Origin of the sequence: Kribbella shirazensis (assembly GCF_011761605.1) — a bacterium.
In the GTDB taxonomy this organism is placed as follows: Bacteria; Actinomycetota; Actinomycetes; order Propionibacteriales; family Kribbellaceae; genus Kribbella; species Kribbella shirazensis.
On the sequence record NZ_JAASRO010000001.1, the window covers coordinates 8,277,324 to 8,303,399 of the forward strand.

A 26,076-nucleotide genomic window follows, 5' to 3' on the forward strand; every position below is an offset into this window, starting at 1 on the left:
CTACACCGGCGGGACACCGTGCCGTCGGTGGGAGAACGTCCGGTCCTTGGACTGCGCGGCGGCGAGGCGGGCGATCAGATCGGTGCGGAGATTCTCCGGCTCGACGATCGCGTCGATCACCAGGTCCGCGGCCAGCCGGAGGATGTCGATGTCGGTCTCGTACTCCTCACGCAGCTTGGAGACGTACTCGACCCGCTCGCCCTCGTCGGCGATCTCCTGGATCTTGTTGTAGTACACGGCGTTGATCGCCGCCTCCGGACCCATCACCGCGATCTTCGCCGTCGGCAGCGCGACACACGCGTCGGGCGAGAAACCCGGTCCGCACATCGCGTACAGCCCCGCGCCGTACGCCTTCCGGACGATCACCGACACCGTCGGCACGGTCGCCTCGGACACCGCGGTGATCATCTTCGCGCCGTGCCGGATGATCCCGGCGCGCTCGACCTCGCTGCCGATCATGAACCCCGGTACGTCGCACAGGTACACGAGCGGCACGTTGAACGCGTCGCACAGCCAGATGAACCGGGCCGCCTTGTCCGCCGAGTCGACGAACAGTACGCCGCCCTTCACCGCCGGCTGGTTCGCGACGATCCCGACCACCTGCCCCGCGAGCAGCCCGAAGCCGACGACGAGCTCCGGGGCGTACGCCGGCTTGATCTCGAAGAACGTGTCCGCGTCGACGAGCGCGTCGATCACGGCGTGGATGTCGAACCCGACGCTCTCCTCGGCCGGCACCAGGTCGCGGGTGAAGTCGCGGGCCGGTTCCGAGGCGTCGTACGACGGCGGCCGCGACCGCCACGAGCCGGGCAGGTAGGAGAAGTACTGCTTCGCCAGCTCGATCGCCTCGGTGTCGTCGCTCGCCAGCAGGTCGCCGCAGCCGGAGACGCTGGTGTGCATCCGGGCGCCGCCCATCTCCTCCAGCGTGACCTTCTCACCGACGACCATCTCGGCCATCCGGGGCGAGCCGAGGTACATCGAGGCGTTGCCGTCGACCATGATGACGACATCGCAGAACGCCGGGATATAGGCGCCTCCCGCCGCGGACGGGCCGAACAGGCAGCAGATCTGCGGGACCTTGCCGGACAGCGCGACCTGGTTGTGGAAGATCCGGCCCGCACCGCGGCGGCCGGGGAAGAGCTGGACCTGGTCGGTGATCCGGGCGCCGGCGGAGTCGATGAGCCAGAAGATCGGCAGCTCGTCGCGAAGCGCGACCTCGGTGATCCGGACGATCTTCTCGACCGTGCGGGCGCCCCACGAGCCGGCCTTGACGGTCGGGTCGTTGGCGACGAGCAGCGCGGGGCGGCCGTCGACGAGCGCGCGGCCGGTGACCACGCCGTCGGCGGGCAGGCCGGCGTTCAGCGCGTTGGCGAGCTGCGCGTCCTCGACGAAGCTGCCCTCGTCGACGAGCAGCGCGATCCGGTCGCGGACGTAGAGCTTGTTCTGACTCGCCAGCTTCGCCGCCGCCTTCTCGGGTGGCGCGATCGTCGCCTCACGGGCGACCTTGACCTCTGTCCAGTGGTCGTGAGTCATGCCTGCATCATCCCAGGCATCATTCCACCGGTAGCCCGAGCGACCGGGCGATCAGCATCCGCTGGACCTCCGACGTACCCTCGCCGATCTCGAGGATCTTCGCGTCGCGGTAGAAGCGGGTGACCGGGTATTCCTCCATGAAGCCGTAGCCGCCGAAGACCTGCGTGGCGATCCGGGTCGCGGTGACCGCCGACTCGGTCGCGTACAGCTTGGCCACCGAGGCGGCCTGCTTGAACTCGTCCCTCGGCGCCTGAGCGTCCTTCAGCGCCGCGGCCCGGTAGACGAGCAGCTCGGCCGCGTCGGCCATCACCTTCAGGTCGGCGATCTGGAACGCCACACCCTGCTTGCGTCCGATCGGTACGCCGAACGTCTGCCGCTCCCCGGCGTACTGGACCGAGAACTCCAGGCACGCCCGGATGCAACCGAGCGCCACGGCCGCGATCGCGACCCGGCCGTCGTCGAGCGTCGCGAGGAACTGGCCGAAGCCCTTGCCGCGTTCACCGAGCAGGTTGCCCTCCGGGACGCGGCAGTTCACGAACGACAGCGGATGCGTGTCGCTGGCATGCCAGCCGAGCTTGTCGTACGCCGCTTCCGCGGTGAATCCCGGCGTACCGCTCGGGACGATGATCGTGGAGATCTCCGGCTTGCCGTCGGGCTTCTCGCCGGTGCGCGCGGTGACGGTGACACAGCTCGTGATGCTGGATCCCGAGTTGGTGATGAACTGCTTCGAGCCGTCGATCACCCACTCGCCGTTGTCGAGCACCGCGCGGGTCTTGGTGGCGCCGGCGTCCGACCCGGACTCCGGCTCGGTCAGCCCGAACCCGGCCAGCTTGGTCCCCGCGACCAGGTCCGGCAGCCAGGTGGCCTTCTGCTCGTCGGTGCCGAAGGTGAGGATCGGGTTGATCCCGAGCCCGACCGCCGCCTCGAGCGTGATCCCCATCGACTGGTCGACGCGGGAGATCTCCTCGATGGCCACGCACAAGCTGGTGAAGTCGCCGCCCGCACCGCCGTACTCCTCGGGCGCGGTCAGCCCGAACAGCCCGAGCCGCCCCATCTTCTGCACGACCTCCACCGGGAAGTAGTGCTTGCGGTCCCACTCGGCCGCGTGCGGCGCGATCTCCGCCTCCGCGAAGTCGCGAACGCTACGCCGGAACTCCTGATGCTCCGCGGACAACTCGAACATGCGGCACCCCTTCGTGCTTGACGCTTACGTAAACGTAAAGCACGCTGAGTGTCATGCACAATAGCCGGGTGTCTGCGCAGACCTGGTCGATCGCCGAACTGGCGGCCGAGTACGACGTGACGCTGCGAACGATCCGGTTCTACGAGGACCGCGGCCTGCTCACCCCCGAGCGCCGCGGCACGCAGCGCGTCTACCACCCCCGCGACAAGGTCCGCTTGGGCCTCATCCTCCGCGGCAAGCGCCTCGGCTTCTCCCTCGACGAGATCGCCAAGATCGTCGACATGTACGACGCCGAACCCGGCGAGGAAGGCCAGCTCGTCTACCTCCTCACCCAGATCACCCACCGCCGCGCAGAACTCGAACAACGCCGCCGCGACATCGACGAAACCCTCCAGGAACTGGCCGAGGTAGAAACCCGCTGCCACACCGACCTCGCCGCTCTCCGCAACGGCCAGCTCTGAACTACTCCGCCTCGATGCGCACCAGGCCCCTGCGATCGGCCTCCGCGCGCGGATGCTCGAAGGCGACTGCGTCGACGGTGAAGCGCGATGGCCTCTCGACGGCGACCCGCCGGAGGGTCCATGGGGTGCCGGGCGTGGCGTAGAGCAGGGTCGCGGTCGGATGATGCACCTCGAACCCCGCGAGCATCAGTTGGGGCGCGGGCCCGGCCGGCGGCTCCGGCGTGAGATGGCCCAACGGCTCCTCGAACCAGGGCGCCAGCTCAGCCCCTCCCGCCGCACGCCATTGCCCGATCAGCCCCCGGAACGCGGCATCCCGCCGTACTGCGGATCCGGCCGCGAGAATGTCGGTGCCCGCACCGGCGAACACCCGGCCGAAGGCCCGGACCGGGACAAGGTGAGTCATCGTCAGCGCCCAGACCCCGCGAGTCAGGAGCAACGCGTCGTGCAGCAGAGTCGCCGCCTCCAGCGCGGCCCCATGCAGCGCCGACCGACCGAGCCGCCACCTCGACGGCTCGGCCGACGCCGGTGGAAGGCTGGGAGGCGACCAGGCCCAAGCTTTGTGGTGAACCCACAGGGTCACGTCGGAGGCCCGGACAACCCCTTCGCCCCCAACGGAAATCACGGGTACGCCGTCCTGCCAGGAGAACTCGATCCCGAAGCGATCGTCGGCGTCGAACCGGAGAGCCTCGACGCCGGCGCAGTACAGGTGGATGTCCGGCAGCGCGTACGACACCTCGGTCCGCTCCACGACGACGGACATCCGGCACTCCAGCCGCCCCTTCGAGCGTTCGATCGTCAGCTCGGAAACCTCCGCCCCGACCAGATCGAACTTGGCGGCCAACTCCGCTACAACTTCCGGCGTCAGGTGCTGGTACTCCGACTCACGCGTCCGCCAGTCCAGGTACGCCATGCCATCGCGAGCGACCGCCTCCCGCACCCACGGTCGGCGGATCCGCGCAGCACCCACGAACAGATAGACGCTGTTGTCCCAGCTGTCCGCAATCCGATTCAGCCTCAGCCGATCGAACGTGCGAGCGTCCGCCGAGATGCGGGCGATCTCAGCCCACGCTCCGTCGAGCTTTGCGGCCCACTCACGCGACGCCTCGCCCAACGTCAGGTGTCCTGCACTGCTTCGGGCAGGCGGTTGAGCCAGGTGAGCGGGCCTACCTGGATGCGCTGGCCCGAGGAACCGTCCCACGTCACCGGGAGGCCGTGAGCACGGAGTACTCCGGCAACCTGCTCGCCGACCGCGGTAACGCGAGCGGGCCACTCGTGCTCGGGTGCATCGAAGGCGCCGTACGCGAGAAACAGATACGCCGGGTCGTCGGCAAGACGTTCGGCGTCCTGTGAGTGGAAGAAGACATAACCGGTGGACGGGCGGTCGGCCGGACGCTCGTCGAAGATCTCTGTGGATCCGCAGGTCTGGCAGCAGGTGAAGTTCATCCGGGCGACGATGCCCGCGGCTTCCAGCTCGGCGAAGGCGGCCGTGACGTTGTCGGCGTCGGTCCGGTCCGGCCAGCGCTGCTGCTCGGCCAGCCGGGCGCGCCACAGCTCGTCGACGAACTGCTCGACCTGCTGGCCCGTCAGCCGACCCTCGTCTTCCAGGTACTCTGTCGCGGCCTCGATCACCTCGGCCCGGTTCATGAAGCCGGGCAGGATCCACGCCAAGATCTGCTCCCGCGCCTCCTCGATGCCGTCCGGATCGTCTGTCGCCCGCAGCGAGTTGTCGTAGGTCTCCACCCGCGCAGACTAGACGGCCGCGGGGACACCTCGCTGCTCCGCGGCGGTGGCGAGTGCGGATTCGTAGCGTTGGAGGGCCAGGGTGGCGAGGCGGGGGTCGGGGCCGAGGGGGGCGGAGACCGGGCGGGGGCCGGCGAGTCGGCGGGTGTGGTTGGCGAAGAAGCCTGGGGCGAGGAGGTACGTCGCGACGGCGACCCGGCCCGGGATGGTGCCGAGTACGGCGGGCAGGCGGGTTCCGGCGCCGGAGAGGTAGCCGACGTGGACCGGGCGGTCGATCCGGCAGGAGAGAAGCTCGGCGGTTGTCTCGCAGTCGGCCAGGGCGCGCGGGTCCGAGGAGCCGGCTGCGGCCAGGACGACCTGGTCGACGTCGGACAAGTCGCCCAGGCGATCGGCGAGGATCTCCACGAGGATCGGATCCGGGCCTAGCGCGGCTGCCGCGCGGACCCGGCTCGGGTAGCGGGCGGCCTCGGCAGCGATGTCGACGTACACGTGGTAGCCGGAGCTGAGCAGGAGCGGCACCAGGACGGCGTCCTCGGCGTCGGTGGCGATCCGGCGGGCCAGGGAGCGCAGATCCGGAAGGTTGAGGTCGACGAAACCGAGGGACATCGGGAGGTCCGGGCGTTGACGGGCCATTTCCCGCACCAGGTCGTGGATCACCTGGAGGCCGTGAGGGTCGGCGGTGCCGTGGGCGACGGCGACGAGGTCGGTCATGAGGCGACTCCGGCGGGTTCTACGGCTAGGCGGTAGCCGCGGCGGACTACGGTGCGGACGAGTTCGGGGCGGCCTACGGCGGTGCGGAGGCGGTTGACGGTGACTTCGACGGCGTGGACGTCCTCGGCTCCGGGGAGTACGGCGAGGAGCTCGGGCCGCGAGACCACATCACCGCCGGCCGCGACCAGAGCAGCCAGCACGGCGCGCGGTCCCGGACCGAGTGGCAGTACGACGCCGTCCAGAACGGCGGCGCCACCGCGGATCACCAGTTGGCCGAACGTCGTCTCGATCGAGCGGGCGTTGTCGTCGGTCAACCGGTCGGTCACGCTCCGGATCAGCGCACCGAGCCGGTACCGGTCCGGCACCAGCGGCTCCAATCCCAACGTCACAAAGGGTCCGGCCGTCACCGGACCGACGCACGCGTTCAGCACCCGCCCGGTCCGCAGCGACGACACGAGTTCGTCGTACTGCCCCGTCAACGCCGCCGCGTCGAGCATCGCCTGCGCACCCGGCGCCGACGTGTGGACGACGGCGTCCACGGTCCCGGCGGACACCTGCGAGATCATCCGCTCCACGACGACCGGATCCGGCGCCGGACCCCACCGGTACACCTCCAGCCCCCGGACCGACGCCCCCGCCGACCGCAACGCGTCCTGCAGGGCGGGATCCGACAACCCGTGCAGCTGTACGACGATCTTCCGGCCGGACACGCCCTGCGCGCGGAGCCACTCGACCACCTCGATCGTGGTCTCGGACCGCGCCGACCAGTGCTCGACCAGCCCGGCCGCCCGGATCGCACCACGTGCCTTCGGACCGCGGGCGAGGATCCGCGACTGCTCCAGCGTGCCCAGCAGTTCCGCCGCGAGCCCGGCGGTGTCGGCCGCCTCGACCCACCCGCGGAACCCGACCGCGGTCGTCACCACGACGTCGTCCGGCGGGTTCGCGATCACCCGCCGGGTCGCCTCGAGCAGCGCGTGGTCGTCGGCGACCGGCACGATCTGCAGCGTCGGCGCGTGCAGTACCTTCGCGCCGCGCCGCTCGAACGACGCGATCAGGTCTTCCGCGCGCCGATGCGCGGTGATCGCGATCGTGCAGCCGCTCAGCGGCCCGGTCCTACTGGTCACCTGATCCCACCACGACCTGTCCGTCGACGACGCTGACCGGGTAGACCGGCAGCGACACGTCAGGATCGTCCAGGCACACCCCGGTGCGCAGATCGAAGACCTGCTTGAACATCGGCGACGCCACCGTCGGTACGTCGCCGCGGCTGCCGACGATGCCGCGGGACATCACGTTCGCCCCGCTGTACGGATCCTGGTTGCCGATGGCAAACACCTGGCCGTCGTGCGTGCGGAACAACGCGATCTGCGTGTCCCCGAACAGCGCGGCGACCCCACGCTCCGGCAACAGCGCCTCCAAGGCGCAAACACCAACAGTCGCGACGCTCATCGGCGTACCTCCAATCGGGGGCCGGCCAGTAGCACCGGCTCCAGCTGCCCGCGCTCGGCCGGGGTGGCCGGTCGCGGCTGGTTGCGCTCGACCACGTACCGCAGGTCGGCGTCGGGCTGGTCCGGCGCGTTCACGAACGACACGAACCGGGCCAGCTTGGCGGGATCGTTGAGCGTCGCCTGCCACTCGTCGACGTACGAGTCGACGTGCTGCGCCATCGCGGCGTCCAGGTCGGCGGCGATCCCGAGGCTGTCGTTGAGTACGACGTCACGCACGTGATCGAGTCCGCCCTCGAGCTCCCGCATCCACACCGAGGTCCGCTGCAGGCGGTCACCGGTGCGGATGTAGTACATGAGGAAGCGGTCGATCGCCCGGAACAGCTCCTCGTCCGACAGGTCGGACGCGAGCAGCTCGGCGTGCCGGGGCGTCATGCCGCCGTTGCCGCCGACGTACAGGTTCCAGCCCTTCTCGGTCGCGATCACGCCGACGTCCTTGCCGCGTGCCTCCGCGCATTCCCGCGCACACCCGGAGACGCCGAGCTTGAGTTTGTGCGGCGACCGCAGCCCGCGGTACCGCAGCTCCAGCGCGATCGCCATCCCCACCGAGTCCTGGACGCCGTACCGGCACCAGGTGGACCCGACGCACGACTTCACCGTCCGCAGCGCCTTGCCGTACGCGTGCCCGGACTCGAAGCCCGCGTCCACGAGCCGCTTCCAGATCGCCGGCAGCTGCTCGATCCGCGCCCCGAACAGGTCGACGCGCTGACCGCCGGTGATCTTCGTGTACAGCCCGAAGTCGCGCGCCACCTCACCGATCGTGATCAGGCCCTCGGGCGTGATCTCACCACCGGGGATCCGCGGTACGACGGAGTACGTGCCGTCCTTCTGCATGTTCGCCATCACGTGGTCGTTGGTGTCCTGCAGGGTCGCGCGCTCACCCTCGAGGACGTGACCGGCCGGGTCGATGCTCGCCAGGATCGACGCGACCACCGGCTTGCAGATGTCGCAGCCGCGGCCCGTGCCGTGCCGCTCGACGATCTCGCTGAACGTCCGCAGCTCGGTGATCCGCACGACGTCGAACAGCTCCGCCCTCGACAGCGCGAAGTGCTCGCACAACGCCTTGCTGACCTCGACGCCCGCCTTGGTGAGCTCGGTGTTCAGCAGGTTCTTGACGATCGGCAGGCAGGATCCGCAGGACGTCCCGGCCTTGGTCTTGCCGCACACCGACTTGATGTCGGTGCAGCCCTCGTCGCGTACGGCGCAGCGGATCGTGCCCGCCGACACGTTGTTGCACGAGCAGACCGGCGCGTCGTCCGGCAGCTCGAGCTGCACCGGTCCTGCACCCTCCGGCAGCAGGAACGCCGCCGGGTCCGCTCCGAGCTCCCGCCCGACCATCGGGCGCAGTCCGGAGTACGCCGACGCGTCGCCGACCAGGATGCCGCCGAGCAGGGTCCGGGCGTCGTCGGACAGCACGAGCTTCTTGTAGACACCGGCCACCGGGTCGGCGTACACGATGTCCAGCGCGCCTTCGGTCGCGCCGAACGCGTCCCCGAAGCTCGCGACGTCGACACCGAGCAGCTTCAGCTTCGTCGACGTGTCCGCGCCCGGGAAGGTCGCCTCGCCCCCGAGCAACCGGTCCGCGACAATCTCGGCCATCGTGTAGCCCGGCGCGATCAGACCCCACACGCGACCCTCGATGCACGCGACCTCACCGATCGCCCAGACACCAGGCACCGACGTACGGCAGGCCTCGTCGACCACGACACCGCCGCGCTCGCCGATCTCCAGACCGGCCTCGCGGCCGAGCTCGTCGCGCGGCCGGACACCGGTCGCGAACACGACCACGTCGGCCGGCAGATCGGGGCCGTCGGCAACAGCCATCGCCCGCGCGGCGCCCTGCGAGGTGAGCTTCACGCGCTGGCACTGCGTCGCGGTCAGCACCTCGACATCGAGGCCCTCGATCAGCCGCGACAGCGCGGCGCCACCGCCCTCGTCGACCTGCAACGGCATCAACCGCGGCGCGAACTCGACGACCTTGGTCCCGGCGCCCAGCGCCCGCAGCGCACCGGCCGCTTCCAGACCGAGCAGACCGCCACCGACGACGACACCGTTGACCTGCTTGCCTTCGGACTTCAGACGCTCGACGTAGACCCGGAGCGCCGCCACGTCGTCGATCGTGCGGTAGACGAAGCAACCCTGGGCGTCGTTGTTCTTGACCGGCGGGACGAAGGCCGAAGAGCCGGTCGCCAGGACCAGTTCGTCGTACCCGACCTGCTCGCCGCGAGCGGTCGTGACGGTCTTGGCCGTGGTGTCGATCGACATGATCTGCACGCCCTTGCGCAGGTTCACCGCCGGGTCGTCCCACAGTTCGGGCTCGCCGAGCGAGAGGTCCTGCGGGTCGCGACCGGAGAAGTAGCTGGTCAGCGCGACCCGGTCGTACGGGAGCCGCGGCTCCTCGGCGAACACCGTGATCCGGTAGGTGGTCTCGGTGTCGCGCTGGCGCAGCGCCTCGACCAGGCGATGGGCAACCATGCCTCCGCCGACCACCACAACGTGCTTGGCCTTGTTCAGCTCTGCCATCGTCGCCCTCCTGCTCGGGACTGGTTCGGTCTCGCCGCGCCGGAAGCGGTCGAGCAGTTCGCCGACGGCGCCGGTGCAACTGCCGCACCCGGTCGTCGCCCGCGTCGTGGCGGCGATGCCGGCGACACTGTCGGCACCCCCACGCCAGGCCGCCTCGATCGCGGCCCTGGTGACGCCGTTGCACCTGCACACGGTCGCCACCTTCTTCGTCTTCGGTCCGTCGGACGGCTCACCGAGCAGCCCGTCCGCGACCACCGGCGTCCCCCGGTCCGCCAGCAACACAAGCTCCGCGGCGACCTCCGGTGCACCCACCGCGACCGCCGACCGCACCACGCCGTCCCGCAGGACGGCCCGCACGTACCGGGTCCCGTCCTCGAGCCGGACGACCTCGCCGGCTTCGTCCTTCTCGCCCAGCACCAGAACGTCCAGCCCGCCCGCGGTCACCCGGACGACCTCGTGGTCAGGCAGCTCGGCGGGCTGTCCCATCAGGTACTGCGCCAGCGCTTCGGCGTGTGCCCACGCGGAATCGACCGTGCCCGTCAGCCGGCCGTCCACCTCCGCGCAGTCGCCGATCGCGTGCACTCGTGGGTCGTCCGGGCTGGTCAGCGTACGGTCGACCACGATGCCGTTCCGCACCGTCAGCCCGGTCGCGAGGTCGGTCCGCGGCTTCACTCCACACGCCACGACCAGCAACTCGCCGTACACCTGACGCCCGTTCTGCAGGCGCAGCGCGCGGAAGCGGCCGTCCTTCAGTTCGGTGTCGTGCAGCTTGGTGTTGAGGAGTACTTCGACGCCGAGCTGCCGCACCGCCCGCGTCACCCGGCGACCGGCCGAGGGCCGGATCGTCTTGTCCAGCAGGGTTTCGCCGTCGTGCACCAAGGTGACCGCGACGCCGCGTTCACGCAGTGCGCAAGCAGTCTCGACGCCCAGCACGCCGCCCCCGAGTACGACGGCCCGCCGCGCCTGCCCGGCGCCCGCTACCACCGCCCGCGCGTCGTCGACGGACCTCAGCAGCTGCCCACCCCGGACGCCGTCCGGCACCACCGGCACCGCGCCGGTCGCGAACACCAGCCTGTCGTACGGGTACTCCGTCCCGTCGCGGTCCCTGACGATCCGCCGTGCCCGGTCCACCGCGGCCGCGGCCTTCACGGTTTCGTTGCCGGACGCAACTTCCGCGCGCCCTGCGACGTACTCGGTCAGGCGGCCCCGGTTGTACGACGGCTCGTCTCCCAGGACTGTCACGTCGTACGAGGGCTCGTTTCCGAGCATTTCCGCCAGCCGCCGCCCGGCCATCCCGCCGCCGATGATCACCACTCTCATGCCGGCACTCCCGTCGCTCCCAGCACGGCGGCGGTGACTTCGACGGCACACGCCTTGAATTCGGGCATCCGGGACACCGGGTCGAGGGCGTCGTTGGTGAGCTCGTTGACGGCCTCGGCCCCGCCGTAGTGGAACGGCACGAAAACGGTGTCCGGCCGGACGTCGGCGGTGACCCGCGCGGGCAGGACCATCGACCCGCGCGCCGTCCGCAACCGCACCGGCCGCCCGTCCCCGATCCCGAGCTGCGCGGCCACCCGCGGATGGATCTCCGCGAACACCTCCGGCTCCGCCTCGGCCAGCTCCGGCACCCGCCGGGTCTGCGCACCACTCTGGTAGTGCTGCAGCAACCGCCCGGTCACCAGGTAGATCGGCGCGTCCCCGCTGAGGTCGTCCGCCACCGGCCGATGATCGACAGGCACGACGTGCGCCCGTCCGTCCGCAGTCGGGAACCCGTCGGCGAACAACCGCGGCGTCCCCGGATGTCCTTCGTGCGGCACCGGCCAGAACAACGCCTCGCCGGCGTCCAGCCGCGCCCAGGAAATCCCGGAATAGTCTGCCTTTCCGCCGGCGCTCGCCCGCCGGAGTTCCTCGAACACCTCGCGCGGGTCGGTGGAAAACCCGTCGATTCCGAGCCTTTCCGCGATGCCGGCGAACACCGCGAGGTCGCTCCGCACCTCACCCGGAGCGCTCACCGCAGCACGCCGCCGCAGTACCCGGCCTTCGAGGGACGTCATCGTCCCGTCCTCCTCGGCCCACTGCGTCACCGGGAAGACGACGTCCGCCAGCAACGCCGTCTCGGACGGCACCACGTCGGCAACCACCAGCAGTTCCAGGGCGGCGAGGCGTTCCCGTACGGAGGCGAGATTCGGCGCCGACACCAGCAGGTTGCTCCCGTGCACGAACAACGCCTTCGGCCCGGCCGCGGTACCGAGCGAGTCGATCAACTCCACCGCGCTCTTCCCCGACCGCGGCAATTCGTCGGGATCAACACCCCAGACCTGCGCAACATACGAACGCGCTGCTGGGTCCTCGATGCTCCGATAACCCGGTAGCTGATCCGCCTTCTGCCCGTGCTCACGGCCGCCCTGGCCGTTCCCCTGCCCGGTGATGCAGCCGTACCCGCTGCCCATCCGTCCCGGCAGGCCGAGCGCCAGCGCAAGGTTGATGCATGCCGTGACAGTGTCGGTGCCCTTGCTGTGCTGCTCGGCCCCACGTCCCGTCAGGATGTACGCCCCGGCGCCACCATGCACCGGAGCAGCCGCGGCCAGTACCCGCGCGGCCTGCCGGATCGTGGCGGCGGGCACACCAGTTACCCGCTCCGCCCGCTCCGGCCACCAGGAAGCCGTCGAACGAATCAGCACGTCGGGGTCGTCGACCCGTTCGCTCAGGAACGCGGTGTCCGCGAGTCCTTCCTGCAGGACGACGTGGGTGAGCGCGAGGACCAGGGCGAGGTCCGTGCCCGGGGTTGCCTGCAGGTGAATTCCAGCGTTTTCCTCGGTCAGTCCGGCGGTGGCCGAGCGGCGCGGGTCGACGACCAGAAGCCCACCCGCTTCCCGTGCGGCCTGCAGATGCGCGACCGCCGGCGGCATCGTCTCCGCGATGTTGCTGCCGACCAGGAGCACCGCTCCCGCGCCGCCCAGGTCGGCGAGCGGGAACGGCAGCCCCCGGTCGATCCCGAAGGCCCGGTTCGTCGCCGCGGCCGCGGACGACATACAGAACCGGCCGTTGTAGTCGACATTCGCCGTCTTCAACGCGACCCGCGCGAACTTGCCCAGTGCGTAGGCCTTCTCGTTCGTCAGCCCGCCACCGCCGAACACCGCGATCGCATCCCGGCCGTGGGAGGCCTGTAGCGCCTTGATCCGGTCCGCCACGAAGTCCAGGGCGGCGTCCCAGCTCGTCTCCTCGAGTTCGCCCGCGGCGTTGCGGACGAGGGGCACGGTGAGCCGGTCCGGCACCGTGAGTACGTCGGGCGCCGTCCAGCCCTTACGGCACAGCCCGCCCCTGTTGGTGGGGAACTGACGCGGCCGCACCTCCACGGCACCCGGCTTCGCGACCGGGTGCAGCGTGGTGGCGCACTGCAGAGCGCAGTACGGACAGTGGGTGGCGACTCCGGTCACACGCGCTCCCCGCTGAGCGGGCCACCCTTGCGGAGGTAGCAGAAGTACGTCACTGCGAGGCACACGACGTAGAAACCGCAGAACACGTACAGCGCCGGGATCAGCGAGCCGAAGTTGCTCGTCGACATCGCGAAGCCGCGCGGCACCAGGAAACCGCCGTACGCGCCGACCGCGGACGCGATGCCGATACAGGCCGCCGCCTCACGCTTGGCCCGGCCCGGGTCGTCCGCCGTGGTGAGCCGGAACACCGCGGGGATCATCCGGTACGTCGACCCGTTGCCGGCGCCGCTGGCGACGAACAGCACCAGGAAGCTGAGCAGGAACGCGGTGAAGCTGCCGGCGTTCAGCGACGCGATCGCCGCCAGGATGCCCACGCCCATCACCACGAACGCGCAGACCGTGACCCAGGCGCCGCCGAGCTTGTCGGCCAGCTTGCCGCCGAACGGCCGCGAGACCGAGCCGACCAGGGCCCCGAGGAAGGCGACGTGGGACACCGTGATGTCGGGGAAGCTGGTCTTGATCAGCAGCGGGAAGGCCGCCCCGAAGCCGATGAACGAGCCGAAGGTGCCGATGTAGAGGAACGAGATGATCCAGGTGTGCGGCCGCTTCGCCGCCGCGACCGAGGTCAGGAACGACGAACTCGCGACGGACAGGTTGGCCATCACCTTCCAGGCCAGGAAGGCGGCCAGCAGGACCAACGGGATCCACAGCAGGCCGGCCCGGTTCAGCGACAGCCCGGCGCCGAGCACGATCACCACCGGCACCACCAACTGCACCACCGCGACACCCAGGTTTCCACCGGCCGCGTTGATGCCGAGCGCGAAGCCCTTCTCCTTCTCCGGGTAGAAGAACGAGATGTTCGTCATACTGCTGGCGAAGTTTCCGCCGCCGACGCCCGCCGTCGCCGCGACCAGCGCCATCAGCCAGAACGGCGTGTCCGGCTGTGTCATGAAGTACGAGAGCCCGGCGGTCGGGATGAGCAGCAGCAGCGCCGAGACGATGGTCCAGTTCCGACCGCCGAACCTCGGTACGGCGAACGTGTACGGCAGCCGCAGCGTCGCGCCGACCAGGCTCGGCAGCGCGACCAGCCAGAACAGCTGGTCCGTCGAGTACCCGAAACCGGCGCGTGGCATCGAGACCACGACGATGCTCCACAGCTGCCACACCGAGAAGCCGAGGAACTCGGCGAAGATCGACGGCCACAGGTTCCGCCTCGCGACCGCCCGTCCCTTCTCCGCCCAGAACGTGGCGTCCTCGGGGTCCCAGACGTCGATCCACCGCCCGCGCCGCGGCGCCTCGACCGTCCCCACCGCGCCACTTCCATCGCGGGTGGCGACGGCCGCTTGTCGTGCCTCGAGCGTCATCGCAATCTCCGATCATCCGACCTCACTGATTAGGCCTGGACGTTATGACCGGGGTGTTTCCACGTAGTCATCTTGTTGTTACGTCGCCGAAACGGCTCCCGCACACCCGTCGGTGGGCGGTGAGAGATCGCGGCATACGCGCGGGTACTGTGCGGGTACTTGCGCGGGCACCGACAGCGAGGGGACAACGGTGAATCGGTGGATCTGGCGGGCAGGGATCGCCGCGGTACTGATCGGCTGGCTGGTGCTCGGATCGCTCGGCGGCCCCACGGTGGGCAGGCTGAGTGAGGTCCAGCAGAACGACAACGCCAACTTCCTCCCGAAAGCGGCCGAGTCGACCCTGGTCGCCGACGAGGCGGCCAAGTTCACCGACTCCAAGGCCCTGCCGTACTTCGTCCTGGTCGAGCGCGAGGCCGGGATCACCGCCGACGACCTGAGCAAGCTCAAGGCGTTCCAGGAGAAGCTGCCGACGCTCGATCTCGGCGCCGGCGAGAAGCTCGGCGACTACCTGGCCGCTCCGGTCACGCAGGCGATCCCGTCGGCCGACCGCAAGGCGCTGCTGCTCACCGTCCAGATCGACAGCGATCGCGCCGAGGAGCTGGTCGAGGAGGGCCGGACGGTCCTGTACGCCGTTGCGGACAGTATGCGGACCGGCATCGCGCAGGACCTCACACCGACTGGTCTCCAGGTGTACGTGACCGGCCCCGGTGGCGTCCTGGCGGACTTCGTCGTCGCGTTCAGCGGGATCGACGGGATCCTCCTGGGCGTCGCGCTCGCGGTCGTGTTCGTGATCCTGCTGATCGTGTACCGCAGTCCGATCCTGCCGATCGCGGTACTGCTGACCGCGGTCCTCGGTCTCGCGCTCGCCGCGCTGGTGGTCTACCCGCTGGCGAAGAACGGCGTACTGGAGCTGAACGGTCAGAGCCAGGGCATCCTCTTCATCCTGGTCGTCGGAGCGGCGACGGACTACTCGCTGCTGCTCGTCTCTCGTTACAAAGAGGAGCTGCACGACTACGAGAGCAAGTACGAGGCGATGCGGGTCGCCTGGCGGGCGTCGATCGAACCGATCGCGGCCAGCGCCGCCACGGTCATCCTCGGGCTGCTCTGCCTGTTGCTCTCGCAGCTCGGCAGTACGAAGGGCCTCGGTCCGGTCGGCGCGCTCGGGATCGCGGGTGCGCTGATCGCGGCGATGACGTTCCTGCCCGCGGTCCTGCTCGCGTTCGGCCGGCGGATCTTCTGGCCGTCGATCCCGCGCGTCGACCACGTGCACTCGAGCGACCAGGTCGGCGGCCGCAAGCTCTGGGGCCGGGTGTCCGGGCTGGTCGGCCGGCGCCCGCGGCGGGTGTGGGTGATCACCGTCGTGGCGTTGCTGGCGTGTGCCGCGTTCCTGCCGACGTTCAAGGCCGACGGGACCACGCAGGGAGACCTGTTCCTCGACGAGGTCGAGTCCGTCACCGGACAGGAGCAGCTGGCCAAGCACTTCGAGGCCGGTGCCGGTACGCCGGTACAGATCCTGACCCCGGCGGACCGGGCGGATCAGGTGGTCCAGACCGCGACGAAGGTCGACGGCGTCGGCACGGCATCCGCCGCGGTCGCGCCCGGCGTACCGCCGAAGGTGGTCGACGGCAAAGTTCTGGTCCAGGCCACGCTGAAGGTGCCGGCCGACTCACCGGAGGCGACCAAGGTGGTCGAGCACCTGCGGACCGAGCTGGACAAGGTGAGCCCCGATGTTCTGGTCGGCGGCAACACCGCGATCAACCTCGACGTCCTGGACGCGGCACAACGCGACCTGCGGGTGATCATCCCGACCATCCTCGCGGTGATCTTCGTCGTGCTGATGCTGCTGCTGCGCTCGTTCACCGCCGCGATCCTGCTGGTGGCCGCGAACGTGCTCTCGTTCGGCGCGACCGTCGGCGTGAGCGCGCTGATGTTCAACCACGTCTTCGGGTTCCCGGGCGCGGATCCCGGCATCCCGTTGTACGCGTTCGTGTTCTTGGTTGCCCTGGGCATCGATTACTCGATCTTCCTGATGACCCGGGTCCGCGAGGAATCCCAGCGGCAGGGCACCCGCCCCGGCATCCTGGTCGGCCTGGCCGTCACCGGCGGCGTCATCACCTCCGCCGGCGTGGTCCTGGCCGCCACGTTCTCCGCCCTGGCCGTCCTCCCGATCCTCTTCCTGGTCCAGATCGCCTTCATGGTCGCGTTCGGCGTCCTCCTCGACACCACCGTCGTACGCTCCCTCCTCGTCCCCGCCCTGTCCCACGACATCGGCCCGAAGGTCTGGTGGCCGAGCAAACTCTCGAAACAGGAGTAGGTCCCATGGAGACGTTCGAAGGGCGGATTGTGGTGAACGAGGGTGGGGGTGCCTGGGTGGAGGTGCCTGGGGAGGTTGTGGCGGCGTTGGGTGGGGGTGGGCGGGTTGTCGAGGTGCCCGAGGATCTGGCGGCGGCGCTCGCGGGGGCGGGGGTGCGGGAGGCGTTCGACGGGTTGAGTTACAGCCATCGGCGCGAGCACGTGCAGGCGATCAACGACGCCAAGAAGGCGGAGACGCGGCAGCGGCGGATCGCGAAGTGTCTGGAGATGCTCGGCGACGTCAGGGGTTCTTGAGGGAGGCCAGTTCGGTGCGGTTGGCTACGCCGAGTTTGGCGTAGACGTGGGCCAGGTGGGTCTTGACCGTGCCGCGGCTCATGAAGAGGCGCTCGCCGATCTCGGGGTTGCTGAGGCCCTCGACGGCCAGCGCCACGACCTGCTCCTCGGTCGGTGTGAGACTGGCCCAGCCGGAGGACGGCCGCCCGCGAGCTCCTCTGGTACGGCGTGCGTAGGCAACGGCCTCGTCCAACGAGAGCGTGGTCCGTGCGGGGAAAGCCGCGGGCTGATCGGGTGGCGTGGCGAGGCCCAGTTGGCTGCGGGCGGCGGATGCGGCGGTGGAGAGGCGTGCCGCGTCCTGGGGGCGGTTGGTGTGATCGGCCAGCAACGCAAGGGATTCCAGGCTTTCGACGACGTACGTGCGCAACCCGTGGTCGACGCGGATCGTCAGCGCCTGGTGCAGCAGTTCGGCCGCCTTGTCCGGCTGGTCGGGGATCGCGATCCGGCCGAGCCGGTCGAGTGCGTCGGCCAGGATCCGCGGAAGGTTGTACCTCCGCGCCAGCTCCGCAGCCCGTTCGAGCAGCTCGGTCGGGTCCTGCCCCAGCCCACGCTGAGCCGCCGCAACCGTAGGCAGCAGCATCGCCGGCGCGAACGTCCCCGCCAGCGGACTGTCCGGCGCGGTATCGCGGGCGAGCCACTCGACCGCGGCGTCGTACTCAGCCGTCCAGTAGCAGATCAAACCCATCGCCTGACCGAGATTCGGTACGACGGAACTCGCATCCAACTCGAGCAACGGCCGCATCAACTCACGCGCCTCGTCGGGCCGACCGGTCCGGACCAGCAGTGACGCCAACTGGCAGCGGGCGGCGCCGACGCGGTGGTAGTCGGCGAGCGGCTCGGCCGCGGCGAGCGCACGCTCCGCGAACTCCACGGCCCGCAGCGGCTCGCCGGTGGAGAACAGGCTCTCGGACCAGACCGTCAGCACGGTCGACGCGATCCCGCGCTCGCCGCTGCTGATCAGCCCGTCGACCGCGCGGCCGAGCAGCGGGCGGAGCTCGTCGTGGCGATCCCACAGCGACAGCAAGACGCATTGCAAGGCGATGTTCGCGTTCCGGGCCGCCTCGTTGCCGATTCCATCAGCCAGCCGGACTCCCTCGGCGGTCAGGTCCCACGCCTTCTGGAAGTCCGTGAAGAACTCCCCGACCGCAACCAGTGCGAGGAAGAGCGAACGCAGCCGGTCGTCCCCGAGCTCCGTGGCCAGCTCGAGCCCGCGGCCCGCGGCGTCGTACCCGAACGGATCGACCGTGTCCGCGACGGTCGCGTAGCCGTACAGCAAACGGGCCTGGAGCAACGTCCGGTCGTCCGGCGCACGGTCGATCGCGCGGCGCAGGTAGCCGATGCCCTCGTTGCCGGTCGCCTGCAGGTTCCACAGCCAGCGCAGCGCGGCCGCGAGCCGCCGGCCACGCTCGGGATCATCGCCGGACAGACCGTACTCGAGTGCGGCGCGATAGTTGTCCCGATCCGGCTCGACCAGGGCCCGCCAGGCGTCGCGATCCGTGTCCAGCAAGGGCTCCGCGGCCTCGGCGATCTGGAGGTAGTGGTCGAGATGACGGTCCCGTACACCGTCCTCACTGTCCTCGCCGGCCTCCGCCAGCCGCGTTCCGGCGTACTCGCGGATCGTCTCCAGCAGCCGGTACCGCCCGCTTTCGGCCACGACGAGCGATTTGTCGACAAGCCGCGCCAAGGTCTCGAGTCCGGCGCCGCAGACGGCCGACGCGGCGTCGAGAGTGAACCGGCCGGCGAAGACCGCGAGCCGGCGGAAGACCTGGCGCTCGTCCTCGTCGAGCAGGTCGTAGCTCCAGTCGATCGACGCGGCGAGTGTGCGCTGGCGGGCCGCGACGCCGCGGACGTTCTTCGTCAGCAGACCGAACCGGTCGTTCAGGCCTGCTTCGATCTGCAGCGGTGTCAGCGTGCGGGTCCACGCCGCGGCGAGCTCCAGCGCGAGCGGGATGCCGTCGAGGCGTATGCAGATCGACCGGATCGCCTGCTCCGAATCGGCCGGTAGCGCGCCGTGCAACTCGGTCCCGGAACGCTCCAGGAACAACGCCCGCGCCTCGTCCGGAGCGAGGGCGGGCACCCGCCAGATCGCCTCGCCGGGAAGGTCCAGCGGCTCACGGCTGGTCGCGAGGATCGAGACCTCCGGACAGCCCGTCTGCAGCGCGGCGACGAACTCCGCGACGCCCTCGATGATCTGCTCGCAGTTGTCGAGGCAGATCAACGCCCGCTTGGTCCGGAGCTGGCCGATGAGCAGGCGGTCGCCGGGCTCGACGAGCAGCCCGATCGCGGCGGCGACCACCTCGGGGAGCTGCGTGCTGTCGGTGACGGCGGACAGATCGACCCACCAGACGCCGTCCGGCCACCGCTCGGCCAGTTGGGCCGCGGTCTGGGCGGCCAGGCGGGTCTTGCCGCTGCCACCCGGTCCCGTGAGGGTGACGAGGCGGCTGCCGGCGAGCTGGGTGCGGAGCGCGGCGACCTGCGTCTGGCGTCCGACGAAGCTGGTGAACATCACCGGAAGGTTGTTCGGCACCTGGTCGAGCGACCGCAACGGCTCCTTGGTCGCAGTCAGCTCGAAGATCCGTTCCGGCGAACCGAGGTCGCGCAGACGGTGCATTCCGAGGTCGACGGCCTCCGGCAGACCGACACCGATTGTTGCTGACAGCAAGGTCTGTCCGGCGTTGGCGATCGCGATTAGCTGCTCCGCGTACCGTACGGCGGCGGACGTCTCCGGTGCGGTGTGTACGGCGATCCGGAGCAGCTCGCCCGCGGGTACCCGAGCAGCTGCCTCGCGAAGCGCCCGCGCCGCCGAGATCGCGTCGGCGGGGTCGTCGTACCGCAGGACCGGCCACCCGGCGTCCCGACGTACCGGCTCCCCCGGCAGCTCCGCGGCAAGGCCGGCCAGCCGCGCGTACGCCGGCGCGCTCGCGGCCCCGGTGTACGACGCCGTCAGGACTGTCACCCCACCCATGAATGTCAGTCTGCCATTCGGCCTGTGGGGGTCGCCCTTGTGGACAGTATTCGCTACTCTCCCGAACAGGGGGTCGAGACTCGGTGGCATTCAAAAGCGTGAGGAGCCACATGGCACACACCACACCGACTGACCACGGCAAATTCGCCCTGCCAACCAAGAACCTGCCCGCACCGCAGGTTCGCGACCTCCCCGAACCACCCTCGAACACCTGGAAGATCATCGGCCCCGGCATGGTCGGCGCCGGAGTGGGGCTGGCCTCGGGCGAGTTCATCCTCTGGCCCTACATCTCCAGCCAGGTCGGCCTGGTGTTCCTCTGGGGCGCCTTCGTCGGCGTGGCGGTCCAGTGGTTCCTGAACATGGAGATCGAGCGGTACACGCTGGCAACTGGTGAGACAGCGTTGACCGGCTTCAACCGGTACGGGAAGCACTGGGGCCTGTTCTTCGCGATCATGACGTACTTCGCGAACCTCTGGCCCGGCTGGGCGACCAGCTCCGCCTCGATGCTCACGTACCTGTTCGGGGGCGGCAACCCGCGCTGGATCGCGATCGTGATGCTGCTGGTGATCGGGGCGATCCTGACCCTCGCGCCGGTCGTCTACGTGATGCTGGAACGACTGATCGCGGTGAAGATCGCGGCCGTCGCGCTGCTGGTCGTCCTGGCGCTGGCGTTCGCGATCCGCGGGAAGACGTACAGCGCCGCCGGTGACGCGATCACCCACCCGCAGTTCCCGGCCGAGCAGCTCGGGTTCGCGCTGGTGATGGGCGCGATCGCCTACGCGGGCGCGGGCGGCGGCCAGAACCTCGTGCAGAGCAACTGGATCCGGGACAAGGGCTTCGGCATGGGCGTGCACGTGCCGCGGCTGGTCTCACCGGTGACCGGCGAGACCGAGGCCGACCCGACCGCCAACGGGTACACGTTCCCGACGAACGACGAGAACCTGGCCCGCTGGAAGCGCTGGTGGAAGTTCGCGAACATCGAGCAGGCCCTGACCTTCGTGCTGATCACGGTGCTGACGATCACGTTCACCTCGATGCTGGCTCACGCCACGCTGTTCGGCGACGGCAACGTGAAGAACAACATCAGCTTCCTGAAGATCGAAGGTACGACGCTGCAGACGCTGGTCGGCGGCTGGTTCGGGTACCTGTTCTGGGCGATCGGCGCGTTCTCGCTGTTCGCCGCGGCGGCCGGCATCGTGGACTACACGTCCCGGCTGACCTCGGACATGATCAAGGCCCGGTACCTGCGCGAGTCGAAGATCAGCGAGTCCAAGCTGTACTTCTGGCTGGTCTGGGGACTCGTTGCCTTCGGCATCATCGTGTTGCTGGCCGGCCTCACGCAGCCGCTGGTGCTGCTGGTGATCTCCGCCTGCACCGCCGGAACGATGATGTTCATCTACTCCGGACTGCTCTGGTGGATGAACTCGCACGCGCTCCCGCAAGCCATCCGCATCACCACGTGGCGGGCGGCCGTCCTGTTGTTCGCGTTCCTCGCCTTCGGGTTCCTGGCCGTCTTCACCGTCATCGACCAGGTCAAGAAGCTCTGAGACAACCCAGTCAGCCGAGGAAGGCCACCACGGCTTCCTCGGCTGACGTACGACGTACCACCTGGACGCCACTGCTCTCGCGGACCGTGCGGTACAGCTCGACCGAAACCTTCAACGCCCGCAGGCAGTCGTCGCGGTCGGCGGTCGCGACGGTCTGCCGCAGCTCGGGCACGAGCTCCGGCGCGAGCGTCTCCAGCCGCCGTACGCCGGCCGGCCTCGCGGTCCGGCCCAGGGTCGCCAGCGGAGCGATCGCGGCCGAGCGCAGCATGCCGAGTCCGTCGATCGCCTCGAACAGCTCGCCGCGGCCGATCTTCACCGCGACGTAGTGCACCCAGACCCAGAACCGGTCCTCGATCCACTGCGGATCCGGCGCCGGCCAGTGCGCCGCGGATTCGGCGTGCGCCCGGTCGACGACATCGCCGCGCTGCCACAGCACCACACCGTCCTCGACGCGCTTGCGCAGGTCGTCCGGCGTGACGTACTTCAGGTCGACGTGGGTGAGCGGCGGTCCGAAGAGCGTGATCAGCAGGCGCGGCTCGCCCACGTGTTCCCCGGTGAAGCCCGCCAGGAACGGCCCGATCCGCCCCGCGAACTCGGGCGCCTCGGCGAGACACTCCGCCTGCGCCTCCGGCGTACACACCAGCACGAGATCCAGGTCCGAGTACTCGTCGCTCGTCCCGGTCGCGACGGACCCGCCGGCGATCACCGCCAGCAGTCGCTCGTCGGCCTCGGCCGCCGCGACCACCTGGTCCGCAATCCCTCGAAGATGTCCTGGCACTCGCTCGCCGACCGCAGTCATTGCTCCTCCTCGCATCAGGTCAGCAGGCCAGCGTTTCACACCGGCCCGACCGATGCGACCGGTTTCCTCACGATCTGACGAGGACGCCGCCCGGGTGTGCGGGGTGGAACGGTACCGTCGAGCGGCAGTCGACGATCGAGGGCCGGCGCTCGGACCAGCTCCACAGCCAGCCGACGCGGTCGATCGCACCGTCCTTCAGCGCGAAGGACACCGGCTTGCCGATCTTGGCCGGGTCGTCGGAGGCGGTCACCATGCCGGTCGCCATCGCCACCGGCCCGCCGATCGCCAGACAGTCGATCCGTCCTTCGACGTACGCCGCGGCCGCGCGCCGGTCCGCGAAGCGGAAGCCGCCAGTGACGTCCGTCGCGTTCCCGCCCGCCGGAATCCGGGCCGCGAGGTCGAGCCGCAGCACGCGATCGTCCACGGCGGCACGCACGACCTTCCCGGTGTCCGCCGGGGTGTGCGCAGACGGCGTACCGGCGGACGGCGCCGCGCGGCGGCCGTGGTTCACCGAGAAGCCGCCGTCGGTCAGCGCGAGGTCCGGTGCGGTCCCCTGCACCACTTCCACCGGTGCGCCGAAGAAGCCCCACATCCAGCCGATCCGGTCCCGCGCTCCGCCGTCGTACACCGTGAGGCTGACCGGCTTGCCGACCAGCTCCTGCGAAACGCCCGGATGGTCGGCGGTCTCGATCACGCCAGTCACCACCGCGACGTCGTCGACTGCTGCCAGACTGGTGAGCCGCCCCCGGAACTCGGCCAGCAACTGCCCGTCCGGCTTGCGGTGCACGACATGGAAGCCGCCCGAGGGGCGCAACGGATCACTCGCCGTCCCGTCGATCTCGAACCGCACCGGATCCCCGGCGTACGGCCCCCACTCCGGCCCGAGCCGGCCGCCGCCCGCGCCGGACACACTCATCACCCGGGCCGCCGTGTCCTTGCCGTCAGCAACCGCCGGTGCGGCCGCTCCCACCGCCGCCAGAACCACGGCGGCCAGACTGCCCGCCACCAGGTGCCGGATCCGCATGCGCTCCTCCTCGATCCGGGCCCGCCTCGCGCAGGCCCACCGGACCGAGGTTTCCAGGAGCCGGCCGGTCGGCACCTCCCCCTCGCGAGCGAATCCGTTCCCCCGGCCGGGGGACCTGCTCAGCTCCGGGACCCGTACGCCTCAGGTGCGCCGTTGACGGTGGTGAAGAGGGAGTAGACGGAGGTGGTCGCGGTGAGGAACAGCCGGTTGCGCTTGGCGCCGCCCCACGTGAGATTGCTGACGGTCTCGGGGACCAGGAGCTTGCCGAGCAGCGTGCCGTCGGGGTGGTAGACGTGCACGCCGTCGGCCGCCGACGCCCAGATCCGGCCCTGGGTGTCGAGGCGGATGCCGTCGAAGATCCCGTTGCCGCACTCCGCGAACAGCTCACCTCCGGTCAGCTTGTCGCCGTCGACGGTGAAGACGCGGATCGTCGCCTCCTCCGAATCGGTGATGTAGAGCAACGATTCGTCGAGCGAGAACGCCAGCCCGTTCGGCCGGTTGAAGTCGTCGGCGACCCGGCTCAGCCCACCGTCCGGCGCGACGCGGTACACGTGGCATCCAGCGGTCTCGATCTCGCCCTGGTAACCCTCGTAGTCGCTGTCGATGCCGTACGCCGGATCGGTGAACCACACGGACCCGTCGCGCTTGACCACCACGTCGTTCGGGCTGTTCAGCCGCTTCCCGTCGTAGGAGTCGGCGAGCACCGTGATGCCGCCGTGGTGCTCGGTGCGCGTCACCCGCCGGTTCCCGTGCTCGCAGCTCACCAGCCGGCCCTCGGTGTCGCGGGTGTGGCCGTTGGTGTTGCCGGCCGGCTGCCGGAAGACCGAGACCTGGTACGACGTCTCGTCCCAGCGCAGGATGCGGTCGTTCGGAATGTCGCTCCACAACAGGTACCGGCCCGCGGCGGAGTACACCGGACCCTCGACCCACCGCCCGCCGGTCCACAACCGCTCGAGCCGGCTGTCCCCGCGGATCCCGGCGAACCGGTCGTCCAGCTTCTCCCACACCGCCGGTGCGGTCCCCGCCAACGGCTCGAGAATTCCCGTCATCACGACTCCTCCTGAGTTGGACCTCTCGGACGGAAGGATATGCGTGGCGCCGGAACGGGGGCAGACAAGTACGGCGCCGCCGGAGTCAGTCACCGTGATGTGGAGACATCCTTTGAAGCTCGACACCGTCCGTGAAGAGAAGGCGATCGAGAGCCTGATCAGCAGGCTCACCGAGACCTTCGCCGACATCCATACTCCCGAAGACATCGAAACCGCGATCCGCACCGCCCGCGAGTCCTTCGCCGGCGATCCGGTCCGCGACTACGTCCCGATTCTGATCGAGCGCATCGTCCGCGACGAGCTCACCCCGAAACCCGAACCCCTGACACCCGACGAGTCCGCGACACAGCGCACCGGACCGGCCGTCGCCCCGGACGCCGACGGCGGCAGTGGAAACGGCGGCAGTGGAGGCGGCGGCAGTGGAGGCGGCGGTACGCCGACGCCGACCGCCGACGCCGACGGGTCCCGCCGGCGAATCCCGGTCGCGGTCCCGGCCGCCGTTGCCGGTGTGCTCGTGGTGGCGACCGTCGCGACCGTGCTCGCCGTTCGGAACGGCGACGACGTTCAGGCCCAGACCGGCAGCGGCATCACCACGATCGGCGGCGTGATCGGCTCCGAGAAGCGCGCGTTCTTCGCCGACCCCGACGTACAGGCCGCGCTCGCCAAGCACGGGCTCGCGGTGCGGGTCGACACCGCCGGGTCCCGTGAGATCGCCACCTCGGTCGACCTGGGCAAGTACGACTTCGCGTTCCCGTCGAGCGCCGTCGCGGCGGAGCGGATCCTGCAGCCCGCGGCCGGCCGCCCGGCGGTCAACGGGAAGACGTACCCGGCGTTCTCGTCGCCGATGGCGATCGCGACCTACCAGCCGATCGTCGACCTGCTGTCCGCGACCGGCATCGCCCGGAAGGTCAACGGCACCTGGTACTTCGACGTTCGCAAGTACGTCGACCTCGCGAAGGCGAACTGGCGCTGGACGAACATCCGCGGCAACACGACGTACCCGGTGAACAAGCGGATCCTGATCACCACCACCGACCCGCGGACCTCGAACTCCGCTGCGATGTTCCTGTCGATCGTCAGTTATGTTGCCAATCACAACAGTGTGGTGCAGAACGCGGCGGACGAGCGGAAGGTGCTGCCGCTGGTCGCACCGCTGTTCGTGAACCAGGGCTACACCGACAACTCCAGCGAGGGCCCGTTCGGCGACTACCTGTCGCTCGGCATGGGCAAGTCGCCGATGGTGAACATCTACGAGGCGCAGTTCGTGGAGGCGGCCGTGGAGAAGAAGCTGAAGCCCGGCATGGTGCTGATGTACCCGTCGCCGACCCTGCAGTCCAAGCACACCCTGGTCTCGCTGAACGCCGACGGTGAGAAGCTCGGCGAGCTGCTCTCGACGGACACCGAGCTGCAGCAGCTCGCGGCCCGGCACGGGTTCCGGACGGCGGACGAGTCGCAGTTCGCGGCCGTGGTCGACCGGCACCGCGTACCGGTCACGAAGGAGGTCATCGACGTCGCCGACACCCCGACGTACGACACGCTCGAACGCCTGCTCGACGCGGTATCCAAGTCCTACCGCTGAGCAGCTCGCCTCG

19 protein-coding genes are annotated in these 26,076 nt (G+C 69.8%); 5 read left to right on the forward strand and 14 right to left on the reverse strand.

The features are described 5' to 3' along the window. Positions 1 to 1,530, reverse strand: a complete 1,530-nt coding sequence (locus tag BJY22_RS39450) for an acyl-CoA carboxylase subunit beta (protein WP_167217201.1) — start codon at positions 1,528 to 1,530, stop codon at positions 1 to 3. A gap of 19 nt (positions 1,531 to 1,549) precedes the next feature. Then, positions 1,550 to 2,713 carry an acyl-CoA dehydrogenase family protein gene (locus BJY22_RS39455; RefSeq protein WP_167217203.1) on the reverse strand — a complete coding sequence of 388 codons (1,164 nt, stop codon included), beginning with the start codon at positions 2,711 to 2,713 and terminating at the stop codon, positions 1,550 to 1,552. Positions 2,714 to 2,781: 68 nt separating this feature from the next. Between BJY22_RS39455 and BJY22_RS39460 the strand changes: the two genes are divergently transcribed. Continuing rightward, positions 2,782 to 3,174 carry a MerR family transcriptional regulator gene (locus BJY22_RS39460; RefSeq protein WP_337759808.1) on the forward strand — a complete coding sequence of 131 codons (393 nt, stop codon included), beginning with the start codon at positions 2,782 to 2,784 and terminating at the stop codon, positions 3,172 to 3,174. Between the two features lies 1 nt (position 3,175). Here the strand turns inward: BJY22_RS39460 and BJY22_RS39465 are convergent, their stop codons facing one another. From BJY22_RS39465 to BJY22_RS39500, 8 genes are read right to left on the reverse strand one after another with little or no spacing between them, the layout of a single operon-like run. Then, a complete protein-coding gene (locus BJY22_RS39465) occupies positions 3,176 to 4,285 on the reverse strand; it encodes a hypothetical protein (RefSeq protein ID WP_167217207.1) in 1,110 nt (369 codons plus the stop codon). 2 nt (positions 4,286 to 4,287) lie between these two features. Further along, the gene (locus BJY22_RS39470) at positions 4,288 to 4,914 is read right to left on the reverse strand and encodes a DUF6891 domain-containing protein (protein ID WP_202891471.1); all 627 of its coding nucleotides are present in this window, start codon (positions 4,912 to 4,914) and stop codon (positions 4,288 to 4,290) included. Between the two features lie 9 nt (positions 4,915 to 4,923). Then, entirely contained in the window at positions 4,924 to 5,625 is a 702-nt protein-coding gene (locus BJY22_RS39475) for a sirohydrochlorin chelatase (protein ID WP_167217209.1), read from the reverse strand. Beyond that, positions 5,622 to 6,749, reverse strand: coding sequence for a uroporphyrinogen-III synthase (locus tag BJY22_RS39480; protein WP_167217210.1), 1,128 nt, complete (start codon positions 6,747 to 6,749; stop codon positions 5,622 to 5,624). Before BJY22_RS39480 ends, BJY22_RS39475 begins: the two co-directional genes overlap by 4 nt. Beyond that, entirely contained in the window at positions 6,739 to 7,074 is a 336-nt protein-coding gene (nirD, locus tag BJY22_RS39485; protein ID WP_167217212.1) for a nitrite reductase small subunit NirD, read from the reverse strand. The genes BJY22_RS39480 and nirD overlap by 11 nt, the downstream gene beginning before the upstream one ends. Beyond that, positions 7,071 to 10,973, reverse strand: a complete 3,903-nt coding sequence (gene nirB, locus BJY22_RS39490) for a nitrite reductase large subunit NirB (protein WP_167217214.1) — start codon at positions 10,971 to 10,973, stop codon at positions 7,071 to 7,073. The genes nirD and nirB overlap by 4 nt, the downstream gene beginning before the upstream one ends. Further along, positions 10,970 to 13,090, reverse strand: coding sequence for a molybdopterin-dependent oxidoreductase (locus BJY22_RS39495; RefSeq protein ID WP_167217216.1), 2,121 nt, complete (start codon positions 13,088 to 13,090; stop codon positions 10,970 to 10,972). The genes nirB and BJY22_RS39495 overlap by 4 nt, the downstream gene beginning before the upstream one ends. Beyond that, on the reverse strand, positions 13,087 to 14,454 hold the full coding sequence (locus tag BJY22_RS39500) for an MFS transporter (protein WP_167217218.1): 1,368 nt from the start codon (positions 14,452 to 14,454) through the stop codon (positions 13,087 to 13,089). Before BJY22_RS39500 ends, BJY22_RS39495 begins: the two co-directional genes overlap by 4 nt. Before the next feature lie 190 nt (positions 14,455 to 14,644). Here BJY22_RS39500 and BJY22_RS39505 point away from each other — a divergent pair, with 190 nt between their 5' ends. Both BJY22_RS39505 and BJY22_RS39510 read left to right on the forward strand, forming a co-directional pair. Continuing rightward, the gene (locus tag BJY22_RS39505) at positions 14,645 to 16,768 is read left to right on the forward strand and encodes an MMPL family transporter (protein WP_167217220.1); all 2,124 of its coding nucleotides are present in this window, start codon (positions 14,645 to 14,647) and stop codon (positions 16,766 to 16,768) included. Between the two features lie 5 nt (positions 16,769 to 16,773). Then, positions 16,774 to 17,061 carry a YdeI/OmpD-associated family protein gene (locus BJY22_RS39510; protein ID WP_167217222.1) on the forward strand — a complete coding sequence of 96 codons (288 nt, stop codon included), beginning with the start codon at positions 16,774 to 16,776 and terminating at the stop codon, positions 17,059 to 17,061. Here the strand turns inward: BJY22_RS39510 and BJY22_RS39515 are convergent. Next, on the reverse strand, positions 17,048 to 20,065 hold the full coding sequence (locus BJY22_RS39515) for a helix-turn-helix transcriptional regulator (protein ID WP_167217224.1): 3,018 nt from the start codon (positions 20,063 to 20,065) through the stop codon (positions 17,048 to 17,050). The two genes, BJY22_RS39510 and BJY22_RS39515, sit on opposite strands and share 14 nt — an antisense overlap. 110 nt (positions 20,066 to 20,175) lie before the next feature. Between BJY22_RS39515 and BJY22_RS39520 the strand changes: the two genes are divergently transcribed. Further along, positions 20,176 to 21,612 carry an Nramp family divalent metal transporter gene (locus tag BJY22_RS39520; RefSeq protein ID WP_167217226.1) on the forward strand — a complete coding sequence of 479 codons (1,437 nt, stop codon included), beginning with the start codon at positions 20,176 to 20,178 and terminating at the stop codon, positions 21,610 to 21,612. A 10-nt stretch (positions 21,613 to 21,622) separates the two neighbouring features. Here BJY22_RS39520 and BJY22_RS39525 read toward each other — a convergent pair whose 3' ends face one another. From BJY22_RS39525 to BJY22_RS39535, 3 genes are all read right to left on the reverse strand, one after another. After that, on the reverse strand, positions 21,623 to 22,411 hold the full coding sequence (locus tag BJY22_RS39525) for a nucleotidyltransferase domain-containing protein (protein ID WP_167217228.1): 789 nt from the start codon (positions 22,409 to 22,411) through the stop codon (positions 21,623 to 21,625). Positions 22,412 to 22,478: 67 nt separating this feature from the next. Beyond that, positions 22,479 to 23,435 (reverse strand): hypothetical protein, encoded by a 957-nt coding sequence (locus BJY22_RS39530; RefSeq protein WP_167217230.1) that lies wholly within the window; start codon positions 23,433 to 23,435, stop codon positions 22,479 to 22,481. A gap of 119 nt (positions 23,436 to 23,554) precedes the next feature. After that, positions 23,555 to 24,484 carry an SMP-30/gluconolactonase/LRE family protein gene (locus BJY22_RS39535; protein WP_167217232.1) on the reverse strand — a complete coding sequence of 310 codons (930 nt, stop codon included), beginning with the start codon at positions 24,482 to 24,484 and terminating at the stop codon, positions 23,555 to 23,557. Between the two features lie 112 nt (positions 24,485 to 24,596). Between BJY22_RS39535 and BJY22_RS39540 the strand changes: the two genes are divergently transcribed. Further along, entirely contained in the window at positions 24,597 to 26,063 is a 1,467-nt protein-coding gene (locus tag BJY22_RS39540; RefSeq protein WP_238350585.1) for a three-helix bundle dimerization domain-containing protein, read from the forward strand. The last annotated feature ends 13 nt before the right edge of the window (positions 26,064 to 26,076 follow it).

Bases quoted from the DNA above. Each gene is read 5' to 3' on its own strand.
- BJY22_RS39450 (WP_167217201.1), bottom strand. From the start codon at position 1,530: ATGACTCACGACCACTGGACAGAGGTCAAGGTCGCCCGTGAGGCGACG.
- BJY22_RS39455 (WP_167217203.1), bottom strand. From the start codon at position 2,713: ATGTTCGAGTTGTCCGCGGAGCATCAGGAGTTCCGGCGTAGCGTTCGC.
- BJY22_RS39475 (WP_167217209.1), bottom strand. From the start codon at position 5,625: ATGACCGACCTCGTCGCCGTCGCCCACGGCACCGCCGACCCTCACGGC.
- nirD (WP_167217212.1), bottom strand. From the start codon at position 7,074: ATGAGCGTCGCGACTGTTGGTGTTTGCGCCTTGGAGGCGCTGTTGCCG.
- nirB (WP_167217214.1), bottom strand. From the start codon at position 10,973: ATGAGAGTGGTGATCATCGGCGGCGGGATGGCCGGGCGGCGGCTGGCG.
- BJY22_RS39500 (WP_167217218.1), bottom strand. From the start codon at position 14,454: ATGACGCTCGAGGCACGACAAGCGGCCGTCGCCACCCGCGATGGAAGT.
- BJY22_RS39510 (WP_167217222.1), top strand. From the start codon at position 16,774: ATGGAGACGTTCGAAGGGCGGATTGTGGTGAACGAGGGTGGGGGTGCC.
- BJY22_RS39515 (WP_167217224.1), bottom strand. From the start codon at position 20,065: ATGGGTGGGGTGACAGTCCTGACGGCGTCGTACACCGGGGCCGCGAGC.
- BJY22_RS39520 (WP_167217226.1), top strand. From the start codon at position 20,176: ATGGCACACACCACACCGACTGACCACGGCAAATTCGCCCTGCCAACC.
- BJY22_RS39525 (WP_167217228.1), bottom strand. From the start codon at position 22,411: ATGACTGCGGTCGGCGAGCGAGTGCCAGGACATCTTCGAGGGATTGCG.
- BJY22_RS39530 (WP_167217230.1), bottom strand. From the start codon at position 23,435: ATGCGGATCCGGCACCTGGTGGCGGGCAGTCTGGCCGCCGTGGTTCTG.
- BJY22_RS39535 (WP_167217232.1), bottom strand. From the start codon at position 24,484: ATGACGGGAATTCTCGAGCCGTTGGCGGGGACCGCACCGGCGGTGTGG.